This window comes from Micromonospora fiedleri (assembly GCF_016774385.1).
Classification (GTDB): domain Bacteria; phylum Actinomycetota; class Actinomycetes; order Mycobacteriales; family Micromonosporaceae; genus Micromonospora; species Micromonospora gifhornensis.
Genome location: NZ_JAETXL010000001.1, coordinates 104,942 through 122,296, shown reverse-complemented (window position 1 = coordinate 122,296; position 17,355 = coordinate 104,942). Strand labels below are relative to the sequence as shown.

Sequence of the window (17,355 nt, the reverse complement as noted above, 5' to 3'; positions counted from 1 at the left end):
CCAGCCGGGCGGGGTCGCGCCCGAGGGAGAAGGGCGCGACCCCGCTCGGGATCAGGTGGTGGCCGTACAGGTCAGCGTGGGTGCGCTGGCACCGGAGCCGGACGCCAGGAAGCCGAACGTGGTGCTGGCTCCGGAGCCGAGGCTGCCGTTGTAGCTGACGTTGGTGGCGGTCACCGTGGATCCGCTGGAGCTGAGCGTGGCGTTCCACGCCTGGCTGACCTGCTGACCGTTGGCGTACGTCCAGGTCACTCGCCAGCCGCGGATGGCCGCGTTGCCTGCGGTCACCTTCACCTCACCCTGGAAGCCACCGGACCAGCTGTTGGTCACCTGGTACGTCGCCGAGCAGGCACCCGCCGGCGGCGGGTTGCTGGGCGGCGGAGTGGACGGCGGGGGAGTGGTGGGCGGCGGGGTCGTGGGCGGGGGAGTGGTCGGCGGCGGCGTGGTGGGCGGCGGGTTGGTGCTGCCACCGAACTGCACGTCGCTGCAGTGGTAGTACGACTGGTCGAAGTGGCTGGCCTGCCAGATGGTGTAGATGATGTGCCGGCCGCTGCGACCCGGCGCGTTCACCGGGATCTCGATGGAGACGCCGTCGACCTCACGCTGCCACTGGGAGGCCGGCGTGTTGCCGATCTGCCCGACGAGCTCCAGGTCCGACCAGGCCAGCGGCTTGGTCAGCGCGTCGAATCCCTGCCGGGTCGCGTACACCCGGATGTAGTCGGCCCCGTGACTGGCCTGGTCGAAGAACTTCAGCCGGAAGCTGTTGGAGACCTGGGTGGTCCGCCAGGCGCCGATGGTGTCCAGGGCGTTGTACCGCCCACCCTCGGCGCGGCCGCCCGAGCAGAGCTGGCCGTCCGGGATGGCCGCCTGGTGGTTGCCGCCAACGCCCTCACGGAACTGGCCGTTCCAGTTCCACATGGCGTTCGGGTTGGCCTGCCAGGCCTGCCAGCACATCGGGTCCTCGGTGGCCATCCGAGGGTTCTGGAAGTCGCCACCCCAGCGCTCCCAGCAGCTGTAGGCGCGGGCTCCGGGGTTGACCACCGAGCCGTGCGCCGAGGCGGAGTTGACCAGGGCAGTGGAGACGAGCAGCGTGGCGGCCGCCGCGGTGGCGAGCAGGCCGGCCAGCCTAGAGGGTCTGAGCATTTTGGACATGGATGGAGCCCCCAGGGGGATCGTCGGATCGCGACTTCGCCCGAACGCCCGGGAGTTGCCTCTCCCGCGCCGGTCCGCGTGGCACTGCGGTTATTGGCTCCGTGCGGAAGAATGGCACAAAACATCGCCATCCGTCAATCGCTGCGGCCGGATCAGGGATCGCGGCGCATGGGGGTGTGCGGGATGCCGTCCTCGACGTACTCCGGGCCGCTGACCGTGAACCCGTGCCGGGAGTAGAAGTCGACCAGATGCGACTGCGCCTCCAGCACGCACGGTCGGTCGCCGATCTCGGCCAGCGCCGCGACCACCAGCCGTCCGGCATGCCCGGCGCCGCGCGCCGACGGCGCCACCACCACCCGACCGATCCTGGCCACGCCGTCGGGGTCGGCAAGGATTCGCAGGTACGCCACCACGGCGCCGTCGCGTGCCAACCAGAGGTGTCGGGTGCCGGGTTCGACGTCGCGACCGTCGAGTTCCGGGTACGCGCACTCCTGCTCGACCACGAACACGTCGACGCGCAGCCGCACCAGGTCATGAAACGTGCGGACGTCCAGCTCGCCGAACCCGGCAACCCGCAACTGCGTACCCGACATCACCCCAGGCTAGATCGTCGCCACCCACCCACCCATCGCACCCCGGGCCGGGAGCGGAACGGGTTGATCAAGAGCTTTTGGTCTGGATTCGGGTGCAGGCCGACGCAAACCTCTTGATCAACTTGAAGAAGTTGGGGTGGGGTGGGGTGGGTGGGGTGGGTCAGGCGGGGCGGGCGCCTACGGTGTCGCGGATCTGGGCGCCGTGTTCGGCCTCCACTGCGCGGGCGCAGTGGCCGCAGCAGAAGAAGCGGCCGGAGACCTCCACGCCGTGGCCGATGATCTTCACCTGGCAGTGTTCGCAGATCGGGGCCAACTTGTGTGCGGCGCACTCGAAGCTGTCGAAGGTGTGCACGTCGCCGCTGACGGTGCGTACCTCGAAGGTCAGCCAGTAGTCGTTTCCGCAGACCTCGCACGTCGCCACGACGCATCTCCCTCGATAGCCGGTTGTTGTCCCCCAGCGTGGGGCACGCGGCCGGCCGGATCGGTCGAAATCGGCGTCCATCGCCCGGACGGGGCGGCGTGTCGCTCGCCGCGGGTCGGCCGTTGTACCGGGTGACCTGGCCGGCGGCGGCCCGGCCGCCGCCTTTCGGTGGGGTACGCGAACCGGGAGGAATGATGATCAAGCGGAACCGGCTCTTCGGCAGCCAGACTCGGGTCACCTTCTGCCTTCCCCGAGACACCCCACCGGGGACGGTCAGCGTGGTCGGGTCCTTCAACGGATGGCGGCCCGGTGAACACGTGCTGGTGGCCCGCCGCGACGGCACCCGGACGGTGACCGTACGGCTGGGGCCGGGGCAGCACCGTTTCCGTTACCTGGCCACCGGTGGTGTGTGGTTCGACGACGAGTCCGCCGACCGGGTGGACGACCAGGGCGGCCTGCTGCTGCTCTGATCGCCGCTACTTTTATTGATAGTGGTCTTTACTGTTAACATTGTTTAAATTATGTTGGTGGCACCTCACCAGGCAACATGCCGCGAAGGAGCCGCCGCCATGCGTCGAAGAATCACTCTCCCGCTGGTCGCGACGGGTGCCATGGTCGCCACCCTGGCCGTCGCCGCCCCCGCCCAGGCCCACGGCTACGTCTCGTCACCGCCCAGCCGGCAGGCGCTCTGCGCCCAGAACCGGGTGCCCGACTGCGGGCAGATCCGCTGGGAACCGCAGAGCGTGGAAGGCCCCAAGGGGCTGCGCAACTGCCACGCCAACATCTCCCACTTCGCCGTCCTCAACGACGACAACCGGGGCTGGCCCGCCACCTCGGTCGGCACCACGGTCACCTTCACCTGGGTCAACACCGCGATGCACGCCACCCGCGACTGGGAGTACTTCATCGGCAACACCCGGGTCGCCGTGTTCAGCGGCGGCGGACGCCAGCCCGGCCCCACCGTCTCGCACAGCGTCAACCTGTCCGGCTACTCCGGCCGCCAGAAGCTGCTGGCCGTCTGGAACATCGCCGACACCGGCAACGCCTTCTACTCCTGCGTCGACCTGCAGATCGGCGGTGGCGGCAACCCGCCGCCGAGCCCGAGCCCGACCACCCCGCCGGCACCGTCGCCCACCCCGACCATCGCCCCGACCAGCAACCCGCCGGCCGGCGGCACCTGGACCGCGGGCCGCGCGTACGCCGTCGGCGACCAGGTCACCTACGGCGGTCGGACGTACCGCTGCCGGCAGGCGCACACCGCGATCGCCGGTTGGGAGCCGCCGAACGTACCAGCGCTGTGGAGCCTGGTCTGAGCAGCGGGAGGTGCGGTTGGTCCCGGCCGCACCTCCCGCCGGCCCGCCTCCGGGCGGTGCTGGCCCTCACCGCCGTGCTGCTCGCCGCCGGGTGCGGCGGCGGGCAGCACGGCGCTGGCGGCGCGCCGGCCGCGACCGCCTCCGCAACGGCGACCGGCGGCCTGGCGGCGTCACCCGCCCTCGATGCACCGCGACCCGCCGGATCCGGTACGCCGGCAGCCACCGGGATGACCGGGATCGACCTGCTGTTCCTGTCGATGATGGCCGGGCACACCGAGCAGACCCTGCAGATCGCCCGGCTGGTCCACGACCGGCTCGCCGACCCCGAACTGCGGACCCTGATCGCCGCCATCGAGGTGACTGAGGCCGACGAACTGGCCACCGTGCGCGGCTGGCTGGCGCAGGCCGGGCGCACCGCCCGCGCCGACGAGCACGCCGGCCACGGCACCGGCCCGGACCAGTTGGCCCGGCTGCGCGACGCCCCGGCCGGCGAGGTCGACCGGGTGCTGGTCGAGGTGCTCGGTGCCCACCAGAAGGGCGCCGCCGACCTGGCCCGCGCGCACCTGGCGGCCGGCACCGACGAGCGGGTACGCGACCTCGCCCGACGCATCGAGCAGTCCCGTACCGCCCAGGTCGCGATGCTGGCCGCGCACCCGGCGGTGGCCTGACCGGCGTTTTCTCCGTTGTTGCTGACCGCTGGCCTGGCATTGGCCTGACCGGTGCGGGTCAGGGGGTGCTGGGGTCCAGGCGGATGGAGAGCGAGTTCACGCAGTGCCGGGTGTCCTTCGGGGTGAAGCCCTCACCGCGGAAGACGTGCCCCAGGTGGCTGTCGCAGCGGGCGCAGCGGATCTCGGTGCGCCGCATGCCGAGGGAGTTGTCCTCGATCTCCTTGATCGCACCCGGGATGGCGTCGTCGAAGCTCGGCCACCCGCAGTGCGAGTCGAACTTGGTGTCACTCGGGTACAACTCCGCGCCGCAGGCGCGGCAGCGGTACATGCCGGGGGTCTTGGTGTCGACGTACTCGCCGGTCCACGCCGGCTCCGTGCCGTGCTCGCGCAGCACCCGGAACTCCTCGGGGCTGAGCCGGACCCGCCACTCGTCCTCGGTGCGGGGCAGTTCGCTGTCGGGAAGACTCACCCGTCAACGGTACGTCGAACGTCGGACCCATCGCATATGGTCGCGAAATGGCAGGCACGAAGGCGGCGGCCGAGGAGATCGAGGTCGCGGGGCACACCGTACGGCTGTCCAGCCCGGACCGGGTGATCTTCCCGAAGCGCGGCTTCACCAAGGCCGACGTCTTCGGCTACTACCTCGGCGTCGGCGACGGCATCATGCGCGCCCTGCGCGAACGGCCGACCACCCTGCAACGCTTCCCCGACGGCATCGAGGGGGAGATGTTCTTCCAGAAACGGGTGCCGACCCGGGGCGTACCACCCTGGGTGCGCACCACCGAGATCACCTTCCCCAGCGGACGCACCGCCGCGGAGCTCTGCCCGGTGGACCTGGCCCACGTGGCCTGGGCGGCGCAGATGGGCACCGTCGTGTTCCACCCGTGGCCGGTGCGCGCTGACGAGCCCGACCGCCCCGACGAGCTGCGCGTCGACCTCGACCCGCAGCCCGGCACCGACTTCGCCCACGCGGCCACCGCCGCCGCCGAGCTGCGCGCCATCCTCGACGAGCTGGGCGTCCCCGGCTGGCCGAAGACCTCCGGCGGCCGAGGCGTGCACGTCTACCTGCGCATCCAGCCACGCTGGAGCTTCGTCGAGGTGCGCCGGGCCACCATCGCGCTGGCCCGGGAGTTGGCCCGCCGCCGCCCCGACCTGGTCACCACCGCCTGGTGGAAGGAGGAACGCGGCGAGAGGGTCTTCGTCGACTACAACCAGATGGCCCGGGACCGCACCATCGCCTGCGCGTACTCGCTGCGGGCCAACGCCCGGGCGACCGTCTCCACCCCGGTCACCTGGGACGAGTTGCCCGACGTCGACCCGGACGACTTCGACCTGCGTACCGTCCCGCAGCGGCTGGCCGAGCAGGGTGACCCGCACGCCGGCATCGACGACGCCGGGTGGGACATCACCCCGCTGCTGGAGTGGGCCGAGCGGGACGCCGCAGCCGGCGAGGGCGACCTGCCCTACCCACCGGACCACCCGAAGATGCCCGGCGAACCCAAGCGGGTCCAGCCCTCCCGCGACCGCGACCGCCCCCGCTGACCCACCCCGCCGCGTTGCTTCGGGCCCGCACGCCGCCGCGTTGGTCCGCGCCTGCACGGTGCTTGCTGCCGGGCGGGGCATGCTCTGCACGGTCACGCTCGATCCTCGATCGAGTGGCTTCCGTTCGCGGCGAGGCCACTCGATCCCAGATCGAGCGTGACCTTGCGGGGTGCGGCTCGACTGCGAGGTCGGGCGCCCTCGGCTGGCCGACCAGCCGACAGGCGTCAGAGGCTGAGCTTCATGCCTTCGTGGCTGGCGACGAAGCCGAGGCCCAGATAGAAGCGGTGGGCGTCGTGGCGGCTCTTGTCGGTGGTGAGCTGCACCAGGCCGCAGCCGCGCTGCCGTGCCTGATCGATCGCCCAGGTCATCATGAGTCGGCCGAAGCCCTGACCGCGCCGGTCCGAGCGGACCCGTACCGACTCGATCAGTTGCCGTTCGGCACCGTGCCGACCGAGCCCGGGGATGTAGGTGAGCTGCATGCAGCCGACCACCTCGCCGCCTGCCTCGGCGACGACGAGGTGGTTGCGCGGGTCGGCGGTGATGTCCGCGAACGCCTTCTCGTAGGTGGCGTCGACCTCGCCGACGTCCCTGGTGCGCCCCAACATGTCGTCGGCGAGCAGGTCGAGTACGGCGGGCAGGTCGGCCCGGATCGCCGCACGGAAGATCACGTCGCTCATCCCGCGAGAATCGCACACCCGCGGCGACCGGTCTGTGGCAGACCAAAGGGCCGACCCCGCCCGGGGGTCGGCCCTTTGCGTGTTCAGCTGGCGGATCGTCAGGAGGCTGCGGAGTAACCGCGGGTGGCGATCCAGTTGGCCAGGGTCTTGATGTCCATCTGGTACGAGGCCTGGGCGGGGTTGGCGGAGTCGGCGATGGTCACCGTCTTGCCCTCGTCGTCGTAGCCGGTGACGCTGACGTAGTGGCCGCCTTCGAAGCTGTGGGCGACGCCGTCGGTGTCGGTGGCGGTGCCGGCGATGTTGGCGACCACGGCACGGCCGTCGTCGACGGTGCGCTTGATGTCCTCGCGCAGCTTGTCGGTCTGCTTCTCGGCGGCCTTGGCGTCACGGATCTCCACCGACTTGTAGACGTCCTTGCCGGTCTCCTTGTTCAGCACCGGCGTGATGTCGTTGATGGAGTCGGTACCGGCCTCGGTGGTGCCCATCCGCTCGGCCATGTCGTACACGTCGATGTTCTTGCCCTGCACGGACAGGGCGTTACGGGCGGCGGCCGGGCCGCAGAAGTAGAAGTTCGGCTGGGCCTCGTAGCGGACGTCGAGCTGGCGCTCGTCGCTGGGCTTGCGGTCGGCCTGCACCGCGGCGGGGGCGGCGTTGGCGGCGATGGCGGGGCCGGCGATGCCACCGGCGGTGGCGGCGGCAGCGGCGAAGGTCAGGGCGGTCTTACGCAGCATGGTGGTACGCATGGTGGTGTTCCGCCTTCCGTTTCGGGGGTGCACGCGGCAGTCAGCGCGGGGCGCGTGTTGCCGCGTGAAGGGGGAGATGGTGCGAACATCGCGGGAGGCTCTGGGCTGCTCACCGGCCGGGGGGCCGTTCACGATGTCCGGGAGATGTGTAACGCCGGGTGGGGGGCGGTCATTCCGACCCGGTCCCGGGGGCGTCGCCGTCGAGGGGGCGTCGCGGTTACCCCCTGTACAACGCCCGGGCTGGGGGCATGATTCCGCCGCCACGGTGACCCGGCACACGCCCACCCCGGCACGAACCGGTCAGATCCCCCTGATTGGAACGGACAAACCTCGCAGGCTGCGCGGGCCGGACTCCAGGGGAGCATGCCTGACGAGACCGTATTGCAGGGCCGTAGCGCCCAGCCTCGCGGCGCGTCGGTCAGTGGCAGTGGGCTACGTCGGCGGGCTGGGCCGGTATGACCTGCGGGCGGGTCCACTGCGCGGTCGGCCGGCCGTCCCTGCGCCAGAAGCTGTACGGCGGACGCTGCGGCCAGCCCTCGGGGGAGTCCTCCCACTCCTCCTGGCGGCCGTAGACGGTCATGTCGAGCAGCTTGAGTGAGCCCATGATCGCCTCGACGCCCCGGCTGGTCGTCTCGTAGGTGAGGAAGACCCGGTCGTCCTGACGGAGGTAGCAGGCGATGGCACCGTTGTCGGCGAAGGCCGGCTCGTCGACACCGTACGTCGAATACCACGGGTGGGTGTAGCCCATGAACTCCCGGAACGGCGCGATCTCCTCGTACGGCCCTTCGCAGAAGACGGCGAAGGTGATGCCGCACTCCTCAAGGTAGACCGCGTTCTGGAAGTCCCAGATGCTGAGGGTGCAGCCCTCACACTGCCCCTCGAACGGCTTGCCGAGGTGCCACATGTGCTTGTAGACGACGAGTTGGTCGCGGCCCTCGAAGATGTCGGGCAGCGAGGTCAGGCCCCGCTCGCCGATGAGTTCGACGGGCTGGATCTCGGTCATCGGCAGGCGGCGCCGAGCAGCGGCGATCGCGTCACCCTCGCGGGTATGGGCCTTCTCGCGGGGCAGGAGAGCATCCCGCTCCCGCAGCCAGGTCTCCCGGTCGACGATGGGAGGAAGCGGACTGCTGTCGATATTCTCCATGCCGGTACCTTAAACATAGTCGGTGCGGGTGTGGAGCCATCCCGGCACTGTGTCTCCGGGCAGAAGGGACGGCTGATCTGGTTGCCTATCAAGCGGACCTACGCCGAACTCGGTGACGCCTGCCGGGCGGCGAACGCGCTCGACCTGGTGGGCGACCGATGGACGCTTATCGTCGTACGCGAACTGATTCTCGGACCGAAACGTTTCTCGGACCTGGCGGAGGCGGCTCGCGGCATCACCCCGGCCGTCCTCAGCGACCGACTTCGGTCGCTGCAGCAGGCCGGCATCGTCGAGCAGGTCACGCTCACCGATCAACCCCACACCCAGGCGTACGCCGCCACCACGTGGGGCCAGGGCCTGGAGACGGTCCTCGCGGCGCTGGGACAGTGGTACGCGACCGGCCCGGCCCCGGACACCTGCGGTGGCATGACTCCCGACGCGACGGTCCTCGCCATGCGCACGATGGCGCCGCCCCTGCTCGCCGCCCTGCCGCCGATCGCCCTTCACCTGTACGACGCCCGCCGGCCCGACCCACCGGTACACCGGTACCACCTGACCGCCGTGGACCGGACTCTCACGATCCAGGTCGGGTTCGCCGAGGAGCCGGTGGCGACGGTGACCGCCGACTCGACAGTGTGGGGCGGCATCCTGTTCGAGGGCCTGCCGCTCGCCGACGCCGAACGCGCCGGTGACGTGCACGTCACCGGCGACCGTGACGCGGTCGTGCGCGTGGTCGGGCTCTACCGCACCGGGCAGCGCCCGACGAACGGGCATGGCAATCTCGGCATCCCGGTGACGACAGGATGAGCTGATGAGCGAAGGGGAGTACACCCCGGCTGGGGGCTCAGGCAACCACCTAGCTTGAGACTTACTCGTCTAGGGCTCGAGCGTGGCGGGCATGCCGAAGGCGGCGACGTGACGGGCACCGATGAAGGCGTTGCTCTCTACGATCTTCCCGTTCTCGATCCGGAGTACGTCGACGACCAACGCCTCGTAGTGCGGGCTGCCGGGCCGGCGGAGATAGTTGATCAGCGCCGGGCGCCCGTTGGCCGAGGTGGGGAACGTACGCCAGTCGAGCGGTCGGCCGAGGAACTCCGCGGCCGCGTCGATCCCGACGACCGGCGGCTCGGGCGGCATCGTGATCCGTACGTCCTCGGCGAGCAGTGCCCGGATCGTCTCCGGGTCCTTCGCGTTGGCGTAGCGGCGCAGGATCTCTTCGTCCTCACTGGTGAGCTGCGGGCGGCGCCAGTCCTTCGGGTCCGACGGAGCGTGCCGCCGAAGAGTGTGGCGGGCCCGCTGGAGGAGGCTGTTGACGGCCGCTACGGCGGTGTCGAGCGCGGCGGCGATCTCCTGCGGCGTCCAGCCGTAGACGTCGCGCAGCACGAAGGCCGCCCGCTGCCGCGGCGGCAGGTACCTGAGCGCTGCGATCACGGCCAGCTCGACGGTCTCCTGGGCGGCGAGACCGGTCTGCGGATCGTCGGCCAGCAGGGCGTCGGGATAGGGGCCGAGCTCGGTGGACCACTCCAGCGGATCACCGTACGGTACCGTCCGGTGACCGGCCGCCTTGCGGCTGTCGAGGAAGACGTTCGTGGCGATCCGGTACAACCAGGTGCGCGCCGACGCCCGACCCTCGAAGCGGTCGCGAGCCCGCCAGGCCCGCAGGAAGGTCTCCTGCACCAGGTCGTCCGCGTCGGTGACGTTCCCGGTGAGGCGGTAGCAGTGGACGTGTAGCTCACGCCGGTGCTCGTCGAAGGCGCGCTGAAGCCAGACCGCCGGCTCATCAGGCGATTCGGACATGTGACTTCCCGGGGGCTGAGTGGTCCTCACCACCGTACTGACGACTGAGGACCCATCCGTCATCGGTCACCGATGACGACCGTCGACTCGGTCGTCTGTACCTGTGACCGATCCCCACTGCACGAAGGAGACAGCCATGACGGCAACCCCCGCGTCCAGCGCCGCCGCGCCCCCGGTCGTCGACCGGGAGACCTGGCTGCGCGAGCGCGACGAACTGCTGGTCCGGGAGAAGGCCCATACCCGCGAAGGAGACGCGATCGCAGCCGCTCGTCGCCAGCTGCCGATGACCTTGATGCCGACGGTGACGGTGCGGGGCCCTGGCGGGGACACCCCGCTGGTGGAGGTGTTCGAGGGCCGCCGGATGCTCATCGCCTACTTCCACATGTGGCACGACGGCAAGCCGTACGAGCAGCAGTGTGAGGGGTGCACCTTCTCGACCTGTCACATGCAGATGCTGGACTACCTGCACGCTCGGGACGTCACCTACGCCGTGTTCTGCGAGGGTCCCTACAACGAAAGTGCCCCGTTCGCGGAGTTCATGGGCTACAGGTTCCCCTGGTATTCGGCGAGAGACTCCGACCCAGCTCTGGCCGACGGTCGCGGCTCCGGGTTCATCGCGTGCTACCTGCGCGACGGCGACAAGGTCTATGAGACCTACTGGACCACCGGGCGGGGCGTGGAGGCGTTGACGACCACCTACCACGCCCTGGACCTCACGGTGTACGGCCGGCAGGAGAACTGGGAAAACTCGCCTGAAGGCTGGCCACGGGTCACCGGGCACCCGTGGCGTCTCAACGGCCGCCCCACCGCGCAATGGTCACGCCCCGGCGTCGCACCGCGATGACGTCCTGATGATCGAGGTGATCATGCTCGGGTCGGCCGCGGTGCCAGCCTGCTGCCACGTCGTGCCGCGGGCGGGCGCTTCCCGCAGAGCCCGAATGCCTGCGGGTGCCGGCAGGGGAAGTGAGGCCGGAAGTCAGCGGGCGGGGCAGCGTTTCCCTTCGGCGGGGACGGTGAGGTCGATCAGGTACGCGTCGACGGCCTGGGTGATGCAGGCGGTCTGCGGGTACGCGGTGTGACCCTCACCTTCCCAGGTGAGCACCCGGCCGACGCCGAGCATCTCGGCCAGCGCCGGAGTCTGCTCGTACGGCGTTGCCGGGTCGCCGGTGGTGCCGACGACCAGGATCGGTGGGGCGCCGTCGGCGCGGCCGGTGGGGTAGGGGTCGCTGCCGCCGGGCCATTCGGTGCAGGAGATCAGGCCGGTGGCCAGCGCCGGGCCGAACAGCGGGTACTGCGTGCGCCACTGGGACTGCAGTTGGCGGATGCGGTCGAGGTTGGGCCGTTCCTCCTCGTCGGCGCAGTTGATCGCCGTGTTGGCGTCGAAGAGGTTGGTGTAGTGGCCCTTGTCGTCGCGGTCGGCGTAGCTGTCGGCGAGGCGGAACACGCCCTGCGGGTTGCCGCCCTCCAGTTGGTCGATGGCGCGGGCCAGCTCCTGCCAGCCGCTCTCGGTGTAGAGCGAGGAGATGACCGCGTAGAAGACCCAGCCGGCGGTGGCTTCCCGGCCGTCGGCGGAACGGGCCGGTGACACCCGGGCCTTGTCGATGGCGGAGATGACGGCGGCGCGGGCGTCGGGCGCGATCGGGCAGCGGGCGGCGTTGGCCGCGCACCACCGGTGGAAGTTGTCGAAGGCCCGCTCGAAGCCCTTGGCCTGGCTCTCCGATCCCTCGATCAGGCCCTGTCGGGGGTCGATCGCGCCGTCGAGCACCAGCGCCCGCACCCGGGAGGGGAACAGCTGGGCGTACGTGGCACCGAGCAGCGTGCCGTAGGAGTAGCCGAGGTAGGTGAGTTTGTCGTCGCCGACCGCCGCGCGGATCGCGTCCATGTCCCGGGCGGCCTGCTCGGTGCCGTACAGCGGGAGTTGGTCGCCGTACTTGTCGCCGCAGCCCCGGCCGATGCGGTTGGCCAGCGCCACGAGGTCGTCGAAGGACTGCTGGTTCTGCGGGTCGGGGTCGGAGCCGAAGACGGCGTCGAGGTCGGCGTCGGGAATGCACTCCACCGGGCTGGACCGGGCCACCCCGCGTGGGTCGAAGCCGACGATGTCGAAGCGTTCCATGATGCGGTCGGGCAGGCCGCCGTACTGTTCGCCGAAGGAGAGGTAGACGGCGGTGTCCACGCCCGAGCCGCCGGGACCACCGGGGTTGACCAGCAGGGAGCCGATGCGGTCGCGTTGCTTGTCGGAGCGGGCCCGGATCAGGGCGATCTCGAAGGTCTCGCCGGCGCCGGGGCCGGTCGTGGCGGCACTGCCGCCGGCCCAGTCGCGGGGGACCTGGATGCGGGTGCATTCGTACCGGATGCCGGGCGCGCCCCGCCCGACCACCTCGTCGGCCACCTCCGGGCAGGCCTGCCAGGTCGGTGTCGTGCCCGGTGGGGCGGCCTCGCTCTCGACGTCGCTGCGCGGCGCGAGTGCCGGCAGGGTGCATCCGGCGGCGAGCACCGCAGCGGACACCAGGCCGGCGATGGTCAGCCGTCGGCGGCGGCGGATCGGGTCGGTAGTACGGGTCACGAGCGAGCCTCCGTGATCGGTGCGATCGTCAGGCTACGCGGAGCCGGTGCCGGACCCGACCGTCACCGTCGGATCGCCGCGCAGGACCTGGTCCACGTCGAACCGGACCGGCCGGTCCAACTGGTCGTACCGGCAGGAGAGCGGGTCGCGGTCGGGCCGCCAGCGGACGAACCGGGCGGTGTGCCGGAACCGGTCACCCTCCATCGCGTCGTAGGCCACCTCGACCACCAGCTCCGGGCGCAGCGGCTCCCATTCCAGGTTCTTGGTGCCGGTCCACCGGCTGACCCCGCCCGGGATGCGTTGGCCGCGCTCGTGGTCGCCGTGCACCCACGGGTGTTCGGCTCCGACCTCGCGGTAGGGGGCCAGCTCCTCCAGCAACTCGGCCCGGCGGGCCATGGTGAACGAGGCGCTGACCCCGATGTGGTGCAGCACCTGCGCGTCGTCGTAGAGGCCGAGCAGCAGTGAGCCGACCACCGGGCCGGACTTGTGCCAGCGGAACCCGGCGACCACCACGTCCGCGGTACGGGCGTGCTTGACTTTGAACATGAGCCGCTTGCCCGGCTCGTAGGGCAGGTCGGCGGGTTTGGCGATCAGCCCGTCCAGCCCGGCGCCCTCGAACACGTCGAACCAGCGGTGGGCGGTCTCAGTGTCGGTGGTGATCTGGGTGACGTGCACCGGCGGGCGCACCTTTGCCAGGGCCTGCTCCAGCCGGGCCCGCCGGGTCGGGTAGGGCACGTCGAGCAGGCTCTCGCCGTCGAGGGCGAGCAGGTCGAAGGCGACGAAGTCGGCGGGCGTGGTCTCGGCGAGCAGCTTCACCCGGGAGGCGGCCGGGTGAATGCGTTGGGCCAGCAGCTCGAAGTCGAGCCGGGGCGCGGCCTTCGGGCCGTCGCGGCGGATCACGATCAGCTCGCCGTCGACCGCGCAGCGCGCCGGCAACTGTCGGCGGGCCTGCTCGACCACCTCGGGGAAGTAGCGGGTCATCAGCTTGCCGCCCCGGCTGGCCAGCTCCACCTCGTCGCCGTCGTGGAAGATGATGCAGCGGAAACCGTCCCACTTGGGCTCGTAGGTCATGCCCGGCCCGGTGGGGATCGACGCGACGCTGCGGGCGAGCATCGGCTCCACCGGCGGGTTGATCGGCAGGTCCACGGCGACAGTCAACCAGACCCCACCGACAACGGTGAGGCAGATCACGGCCGGTCGGTGGGCGGCGTGTCCGCCGGTGGGTCGTCACCACTCGCCTGGGAGATTCGCATAACCGCAGGTCAGAGCTAATTTCGCGGGGTGTCGGAGTGGGTGTGCGGGTGCTGCGGACGGTGGCGGGTCAGCGTCGAGCTGATCCGGGGCCGGCACGTCTACCGGCTGGTCCACCGCTATCCCCGCCGCTTCGGCGGCGGCGACAACGTGCTCGGCGAGGTGGCCACGGTGGCGGAGTTGGCGGCGCTGTTGCGCCGGTGGAGCCCGGTGGATCTTGCTGACCTGCACGAGGCCGCGTGACACCCTGTCGGGCGGCCGCTCGGCAGTGCCCGAAGGTCAGCAGGACCGCAGGTCAGTAGCGGGCGAAGGAGCGGATCGGCATCCGCGGGCCGAATCGCGGCGCATGGATGCCGGCGGCTTCCAGCAGCCGACAGACCCGGCCCCGATGCCCCCGGAACGGTTCCAGCAACTCCAGCATCCGGGCGTCGTCGGCGCGTGCCTCGCCGGCCAGGGCCCAGGCCACCGTGTTCGGTACGTGGTAGTCGCCGACGCTCACCGCGTCCGCGTCCCCGTACGCCACCCGGACGACCTCGGCGGCCGTCCACGGACCGATCCCGTTGATCGTCAACAGGGCGCGGGTGGCCGTCGACGAGTCCGCACTGCGTTCGAGCCGGTCCGCGACCGCGGCGGCGCGGCGCAGTGTCTCGGCGCGGCGCTGCTCCACGCCGAACGGATGGAAAACCCAGTAGGGGGCGGCTGCCACGGCTGCCGGCTCGGGGGGCAGCAGCAGCGACACCGGGCCCGGCGCCGGCTCGGCGAAGTGGCGGACGGTGGCCGCGTACGCCCGGTATGCCTCCTTGCCGGTGACCTTCTGTTCGAAGACGGCCCGGAGCACCCGGGGGAAGATCAGCCCGGTGGCGGGCAGCCGCAAGCCGGCGTGCTGGGCCGCGAGTCGGGCCACCACCGGATGTGACCGGGCCAGGTCGGCGAAGCCGGTGAGGTCGTCGCGCAGCCCGGCGATCGCGTCGGCGTGCTCGACCATCCAGCCGGCACCTGGCCCGTACCCGTCGGCGCGCAGTTCGCCGCCGCTGCTCTGCAGGGCCAGGGTGGCGGGTCCGATCGGCGTACGAGCGGCCCACCAGAGGGTGTCGCTGGTGATCCGTGCGCAGGGATCGTACGGGCTGAAGGTGAGTGGCCGGATCGATGCGACCAGCCGGTAGTCGGGTGGCGGGCGCAGCGTCCGGCTCGCGGTGGGCGCGGTCCCGGTCACGACCCCACTGTGCCACCTCGGTGGGCGCCTGAGCAGTGCGGGGCCAGGCACGTTTCGGGTCCACGGACGGTGCCGATGAGCCGTACGTTCACCTCCTGGCCACCTGATCGGCCAGGATTCTTCGGTCAAATGCGCGTATATGCAGATGTAGCTGGCGTCACAATCCGACACGACGGTAATGGCAAGGTTTGATCACTATCTCGTTAGCCAACTGCGCTGTTATGGTCCGACCTGCGCGGTGACCGTCCGGCCTGCAACGACGCCGGTGCATGGCCCGGTGACGGACGGTCGGTCATCCGACAGGGGCCGGACCGCGCACCACGGGGACTTGCGCAGGAGGTAACGGAATGACTGCCGTAGCGGTTGTTCAACCAGGACGGCCCACGGCCGTCGCTTCGCCGCACGAGCCTCAGCACTGACGTGGTCGCCGAAAGGTGACCCGTCGGACCTCGACGATCTGATGATTGCGCTGCGCGTCTACCGCCTTCTTCCGCCTGCTGTCCGGCGCCACCTGCTCCGGTTGCTCCCCGAGCATCAGCGGCTCGCCATGGTGCGTACCCTCACCCGCCCTCGCGGCGGGGAGACGGTGCACCCTGTCGGCGCCCGGGTGACCGTTTCCGACGACGGGGTCCGCACCGAGGCCGAGGTCGTCGCGGCGGCCACGCCGCTGCAGATGTGGCACCGCAACCTGACCGCCGTCACCTCCAGCCTGGAGTCCGCAGGCATCGAATACCACTGCGTACGCAACGACGACTACCTGCGGAGCACGGTGGCGGTCCTGGACGACAAGCGTGACGCGCTACGGCGGCTGGTCCGCTCCGCGCCCGAGTTGTCGGGCGCACACGTGCGGATCGTCGAGGTACGGCCCGAGCGTCACCAGCCGGACCGGGCACCGACCGAGGTGATCCAGGTGTGGTTCCCGGTGACGGACGCCCGCGCGGGCGTGGTGCTGGGCGCGCAGTTCGCCTGCGAGATCGAGCTGTGGACCCGGGCCGGCGACGTGGTCCGGGCACCCCGGCACAACGCGGTGATCGACGAGGCGCCGGCCCGCGCCGAACCGGTACGGGTCGCCGCCGCACTGCTCAGCCACTTCGTACCCGAGGCCGACGACCACACCTACGGCACCCGTCGTGACCTGGCCGTACGCGCACCGGACCGGGTGGGCTTCCCGATCGACGCGGTCTACACCTGGGTCGACGGTTCGGACCCGGAATGGCGCGAACGCAAGCAGGCGGCGATGGGGACGCCCGGCGGTCCGCTGCACGCGATCGCCGCCAACACCTCGCGCTACCACAACCGGGACGAGCTGCGGTACTCGATGCGTTCGCTGCACAGCTTCGCGCCCTGGCTGAGGAAGATCTTCGTGGTCACCGACAGCCAGTTGCCGAGTTGGCTCGACCCGACCCACCCGATGATCACCGTCGTTTCGCACGCCGAACTGTTCGCCGACATCGGTGGCCTGTCGTCGTTCAACTCGCACGCCATCGAGTCCCGACTGCACCGCATCGAGGGCCTGGCCGAGCACTTCCTCTACCTCAACGACGACGTCTTCCTGGGCCGGCCGCTGCTCCCGACGCACTTCTTCCACGCCAACGGCATCGCGAAGTTCTTCCTCTCCCCGGCACAGTTCGGGCTCGGCGAGGCGAGACCCAGCGACCCGCCGGTCAACGCCGCCGGGAAGAACAACCGCCGGCACATCCAGCGCCAGTTCGGCGTGACCATCACGCAGAAGATGAAGCACACTCCGTTCGCCCTGCGGCGCAGCATCATGCACCAGATCGAGGCGATGCTGCCGGCGGACGTGCTCGCCACGGCCCGGCACCGGTTCCGCCACCACGAAGACCTGTCGATCCCGTCGTCGTTGCACCAGTACTGGGCTTATCTGACCGCACAGGCGGTCCCGGGGCACATCGAGTACGAGTACACCGACCTCGGCCACCCGTCGACGCCCGCGCGCCTGGCCGAGCTGCTGGCCCACCGCAACCGCGACGTGTTCTGCCTCAACGACACCGACTCGGATCCGCGCGCCTTCGAGGAGCAGGAGCGGATGCTTGCCGACTTCCTGCCCCGCTACCTGCCGTTCCCCGCACCGTTCGAGCTGCCCGACGACGAGGTGGCCGAGCGCCGCAAACTCGGTGCCAGCGCCCTGTGGCGCACCTCGCAGCGGCCCGTGCCTGGTGCCCGGCGAGGTCCTCAGGTCGACGCCCCGACCCTGCCGAACAGCAGGCTCAAGCCGGTCATCGACGCCAAGACGGTCCTGCTGCGGCCAGATGGCTGACGA

The 17,355-nt window shown here is 70.6% G+C and carries 19 protein-coding genes; 8 read left to right on the top strand and 11 right to left on the bottom strand.

Translation table 11 applies throughout. The features are described 5' to 3' along the window. Positions 1–51: 51 nt before the first annotated feature. The 3 genes from JMF97_RS00560 to JMF97_RS00550 form a co-directional block, all read right to left on the bottom strand. Entirely contained in the window at positions 52–1,140 is a 1,089-nt protein-coding gene (locus JMF97_RS00560; RefSeq protein WP_203219744.1) for a lytic polysaccharide monooxygenase auxiliary activity family 9 protein, read from the bottom strand. A gap of 161 nt (positions 1,141–1,301) precedes the next feature. Continuing rightward, positions 1,302–1,742: a GNAT family N-acetyltransferase gene (locus JMF97_RS00555; RefSeq protein ID WP_203219743.1), complete on the bottom strand. Its 441-nt coding sequence runs from the start codon at positions 1,740–1,742 to the stop codon at positions 1,302–1,304. Positions 1,743–1,902: 160 nt separating this feature from the next. Further along, positions 1,903–2,163: a metallothionein gene (locus tag JMF97_RS00550; protein ID WP_203219742.1), complete on the bottom strand. Its 261-nt coding sequence runs from the start codon at positions 2,161–2,163 to the stop codon at positions 1,903–1,905. A 194-nt stretch (positions 2,164–2,357) separates the two neighbouring features. Between JMF97_RS00550 and JMF97_RS00545 the strand changes: the two genes are divergently transcribed. The 3 genes from JMF97_RS00545 to JMF97_RS00535 all read left to right on the top strand — a co-directional run bounded on the left by JMF97_RS00545 (position 2,358) and on the right by JMF97_RS00535 (position 4,144). Then, positions 2,358–2,633, top strand: coding sequence for an isoamylase early set domain-containing protein (locus tag JMF97_RS00545; protein WP_203219741.1), 276 nt, complete (start codon positions 2,358–2,360; stop codon positions 2,631–2,633). A gap of 99 nt (positions 2,634–2,732) precedes the next feature. Continuing rightward, complete coding sequence (locus tag JMF97_RS00540; protein ID WP_203219740.1) at positions 2,733–3,476, top strand: lytic polysaccharide monooxygenase; 744 nt, start codon at positions 2,733–2,735, stop codon at positions 3,474–3,476. 56 nt (positions 3,477–3,532) lie between these two features. After that, a complete protein-coding gene (locus JMF97_RS00535) occupies positions 3,533–4,144 on the top strand; it encodes a DUF305 domain-containing protein (RefSeq protein WP_203219739.1) in 612 nt (203 codons plus the stop codon). A gap of 58 nt (positions 4,145–4,202) precedes the next feature. Here JMF97_RS00535 and msrB read toward each other — a convergent pair whose 3' ends face one another. After that, positions 4,203–4,613 carry a peptide-methionine (R)-S-oxide reductase MsrB gene (msrB, locus tag JMF97_RS00530; RefSeq protein ID WP_013732337.1) on the bottom strand — a complete coding sequence of 137 codons (411 nt, stop codon included), beginning with the start codon at positions 4,611–4,613 and terminating at the stop codon, positions 4,203–4,205. Between the two features lie 47 nt (positions 4,614–4,660). Between msrB and ligD the strand changes: the two genes are divergently transcribed. Continuing rightward, complete coding sequence (ligD, locus tag JMF97_RS00525) at positions 4,661–5,686, top strand: non-homologous end-joining DNA ligase (protein ID WP_203219738.1); 1,026 nt, start codon at positions 4,661–4,663, stop codon at positions 5,684–5,686. 224 nt (positions 5,687–5,910) lie between these two features. Here ligD and JMF97_RS00520 read toward each other — a convergent pair whose 3' ends face one another. The 3 genes from JMF97_RS00520 to JMF97_RS00510 form a co-directional block, all read right to left on the bottom strand. Beyond that, on the bottom strand, positions 5,911–6,363 hold the full coding sequence (locus tag JMF97_RS00520; RefSeq protein ID WP_203219737.1) for a GNAT family N-acetyltransferase: 453 nt from the start codon (positions 6,361–6,363) through the stop codon (positions 5,911–5,913). A 98-nt stretch (positions 6,364–6,461) separates the two neighbouring features. After that, complete coding sequence (locus tag JMF97_RS00515) at positions 6,462–7,106, bottom strand: C39 family peptidase (protein ID WP_203219736.1); 645 nt, start codon at positions 7,104–7,106, stop codon at positions 6,462–6,464. A gap of 418 nt (positions 7,107–7,524) precedes the next feature. Further along, positions 7,525–8,250: a DUF899 family protein gene (locus tag JMF97_RS00510; RefSeq protein WP_203219735.1), complete on the bottom strand. Its 726-nt coding sequence runs from the start codon at positions 8,248–8,250 to the stop codon at positions 7,525–7,527. Between the two features lie 30 nt (positions 8,251–8,280). Between JMF97_RS00510 and JMF97_RS00505 the strand changes: the two genes are divergently transcribed. Then, the gene (locus JMF97_RS00505) at positions 8,281–9,057 is read left to right on the top strand and encodes a winged helix-turn-helix transcriptional regulator (RefSeq protein WP_203219734.1); all 777 of its coding nucleotides are present in this window, start codon (positions 8,281–8,283) and stop codon (positions 9,055–9,057) included. Between the two features lie 69 nt (positions 9,058–9,126). Here the strand turns inward: JMF97_RS00505 and JMF97_RS00500 are convergent, their stop codons facing one another. Beyond that, positions 9,127–10,047, bottom strand: coding sequence for an RNA polymerase subunit sigma-70 (locus tag JMF97_RS00500; protein ID WP_203219733.1), 921 nt, complete (start codon positions 10,045–10,047; stop codon positions 9,127–9,129). A 136-nt stretch (positions 10,048–10,183) separates the two neighbouring features. On the opposite strand from JMF97_RS00500, the gene JMF97_RS00495 reads away from it, so the two are divergent. Beyond that, on the top strand, positions 10,184–10,891 hold the full coding sequence (locus tag JMF97_RS00495) for a DUF899 family protein (RefSeq protein ID WP_203219732.1): 708 nt from the start codon (positions 10,184–10,186) through the stop codon (positions 10,889–10,891). Positions 10,892–11,023: 132 nt separating this feature from the next. On the opposite strand, the gene JMF97_RS00490 is transcribed toward JMF97_RS00495, so the two are convergent. Beyond that, positions 11,024–12,589 (bottom strand): alpha/beta hydrolase, encoded by a 1,566-nt coding sequence (locus JMF97_RS00490; protein WP_203220266.1) that lies wholly within the window; start codon positions 12,587–12,589, stop codon positions 11,024–11,026. Positions 12,590–12,643: 54 nt separating this feature from the next. Beyond that, on the bottom strand, positions 12,644–13,756 hold the full coding sequence (locus JMF97_RS00485; RefSeq protein ID WP_203219731.1) for an ATP-dependent DNA ligase: 1,113 nt from the start codon (positions 13,754–13,756) through the stop codon (positions 12,644–12,646). A gap of 135 nt (positions 13,757–13,891) precedes the next feature. Here JMF97_RS00485 and JMF97_RS00480 point away from each other — a divergent pair, with 135 nt between their 5' ends. Continuing rightward, a complete protein-coding gene (locus JMF97_RS00480; RefSeq protein WP_013732349.1) occupies positions 13,892–14,104 on the top strand; it encodes a hypothetical protein in 213 nt (70 codons plus the stop codon). A gap of 52 nt (positions 14,105–14,156) precedes the next feature. Here the strand turns inward: JMF97_RS00480 and JMF97_RS00475 are convergent, their stop codons facing one another. Beyond that, positions 14,157–15,074: a DNA-3-methyladenine glycosylase family protein gene (locus JMF97_RS00475; RefSeq protein ID WP_203219730.1), complete on the bottom strand. Its 918-nt coding sequence runs from the start codon at positions 15,072–15,074 to the stop codon at positions 14,157–14,159. Between the two features lie 460 nt (positions 15,075–15,534). Here JMF97_RS00475 and JMF97_RS00470 point away from each other — a divergent pair, with 460 nt between their 5' ends. Further along, positions 15,535–17,352 (top strand): stealth family protein, encoded by a 1,818-nt coding sequence (locus JMF97_RS00470; protein WP_203219729.1) that lies wholly within the window; start codon positions 15,535–15,537, stop codon positions 17,350–17,352. Positions 17,353–17,355 lie beyond the last annotated feature (3 nt).

Coding starts and splice junctions, on each gene's coding strand:
- JMF97_RS00560 (WP_203219744.1), bottom strand. CDS start 1,140: ATGCTCAGACCCTCTAGGCTGGCCGGCCTGCTCGCCACCGCGGCGGCC.
- JMF97_RS00555 (WP_203219743.1), bottom strand. CDS start 1,742: ATGTCGGGTACGCAGTTGCGGGTTGCCGGGTTCGGCGAGCTGGACGTC.
- JMF97_RS00545 (WP_203219741.1), top strand. CDS start 2,358: ATGATCAAGCGGAACCGGCTCTTCGGCAGCCAGACTCGGGTCACCTTC.
- JMF97_RS00540 (WP_203219740.1), top strand. CDS start 2,733: ATGCGTCGAAGAATCACTCTCCCGCTGGTCGCGACGGGTGCCATGGTC.
- ligD (WP_203219738.1), top strand. CDS start 4,661: ATGGCAGGCACGAAGGCGGCGGCCGAGGAGATCGAGGTCGCGGGGCAC.
- JMF97_RS00520 (WP_203219737.1), bottom strand. CDS start 6,363: ATGAGCGACGTGATCTTCCGTGCGGCGATCCGGGCCGACCTGCCCGCC.
- JMF97_RS00515 (WP_203219736.1), bottom strand. CDS start 7,106: ATGCGTACCACCATGCTGCGTAAGACCGCCCTGACCTTCGCCGCTGCC.
- JMF97_RS00510 (WP_203219735.1), bottom strand. CDS start 8,250: ATGGAGAATATCGACAGCAGTCCGCTTCCTCCCATCGTCGACCGGGAG.
- JMF97_RS00500 (WP_203219733.1), bottom strand. CDS start 10,047: ATGTCCGAATCGCCTGATGAGCCGGCGGTCTGGCTTCAGCGCGCCTTC.
- JMF97_RS00495 (WP_203219732.1), top strand. CDS start 10,184: ATGACGGCAACCCCCGCGTCCAGCGCCGCCGCGCCCCCGGTCGTCGAC.
- JMF97_RS00470 (WP_203219729.1), top strand. CDS start 15,535: ATGATTGCGCTGCGCGTCTACCGCCTTCTTCCGCCTGCTGTCCGGCGC.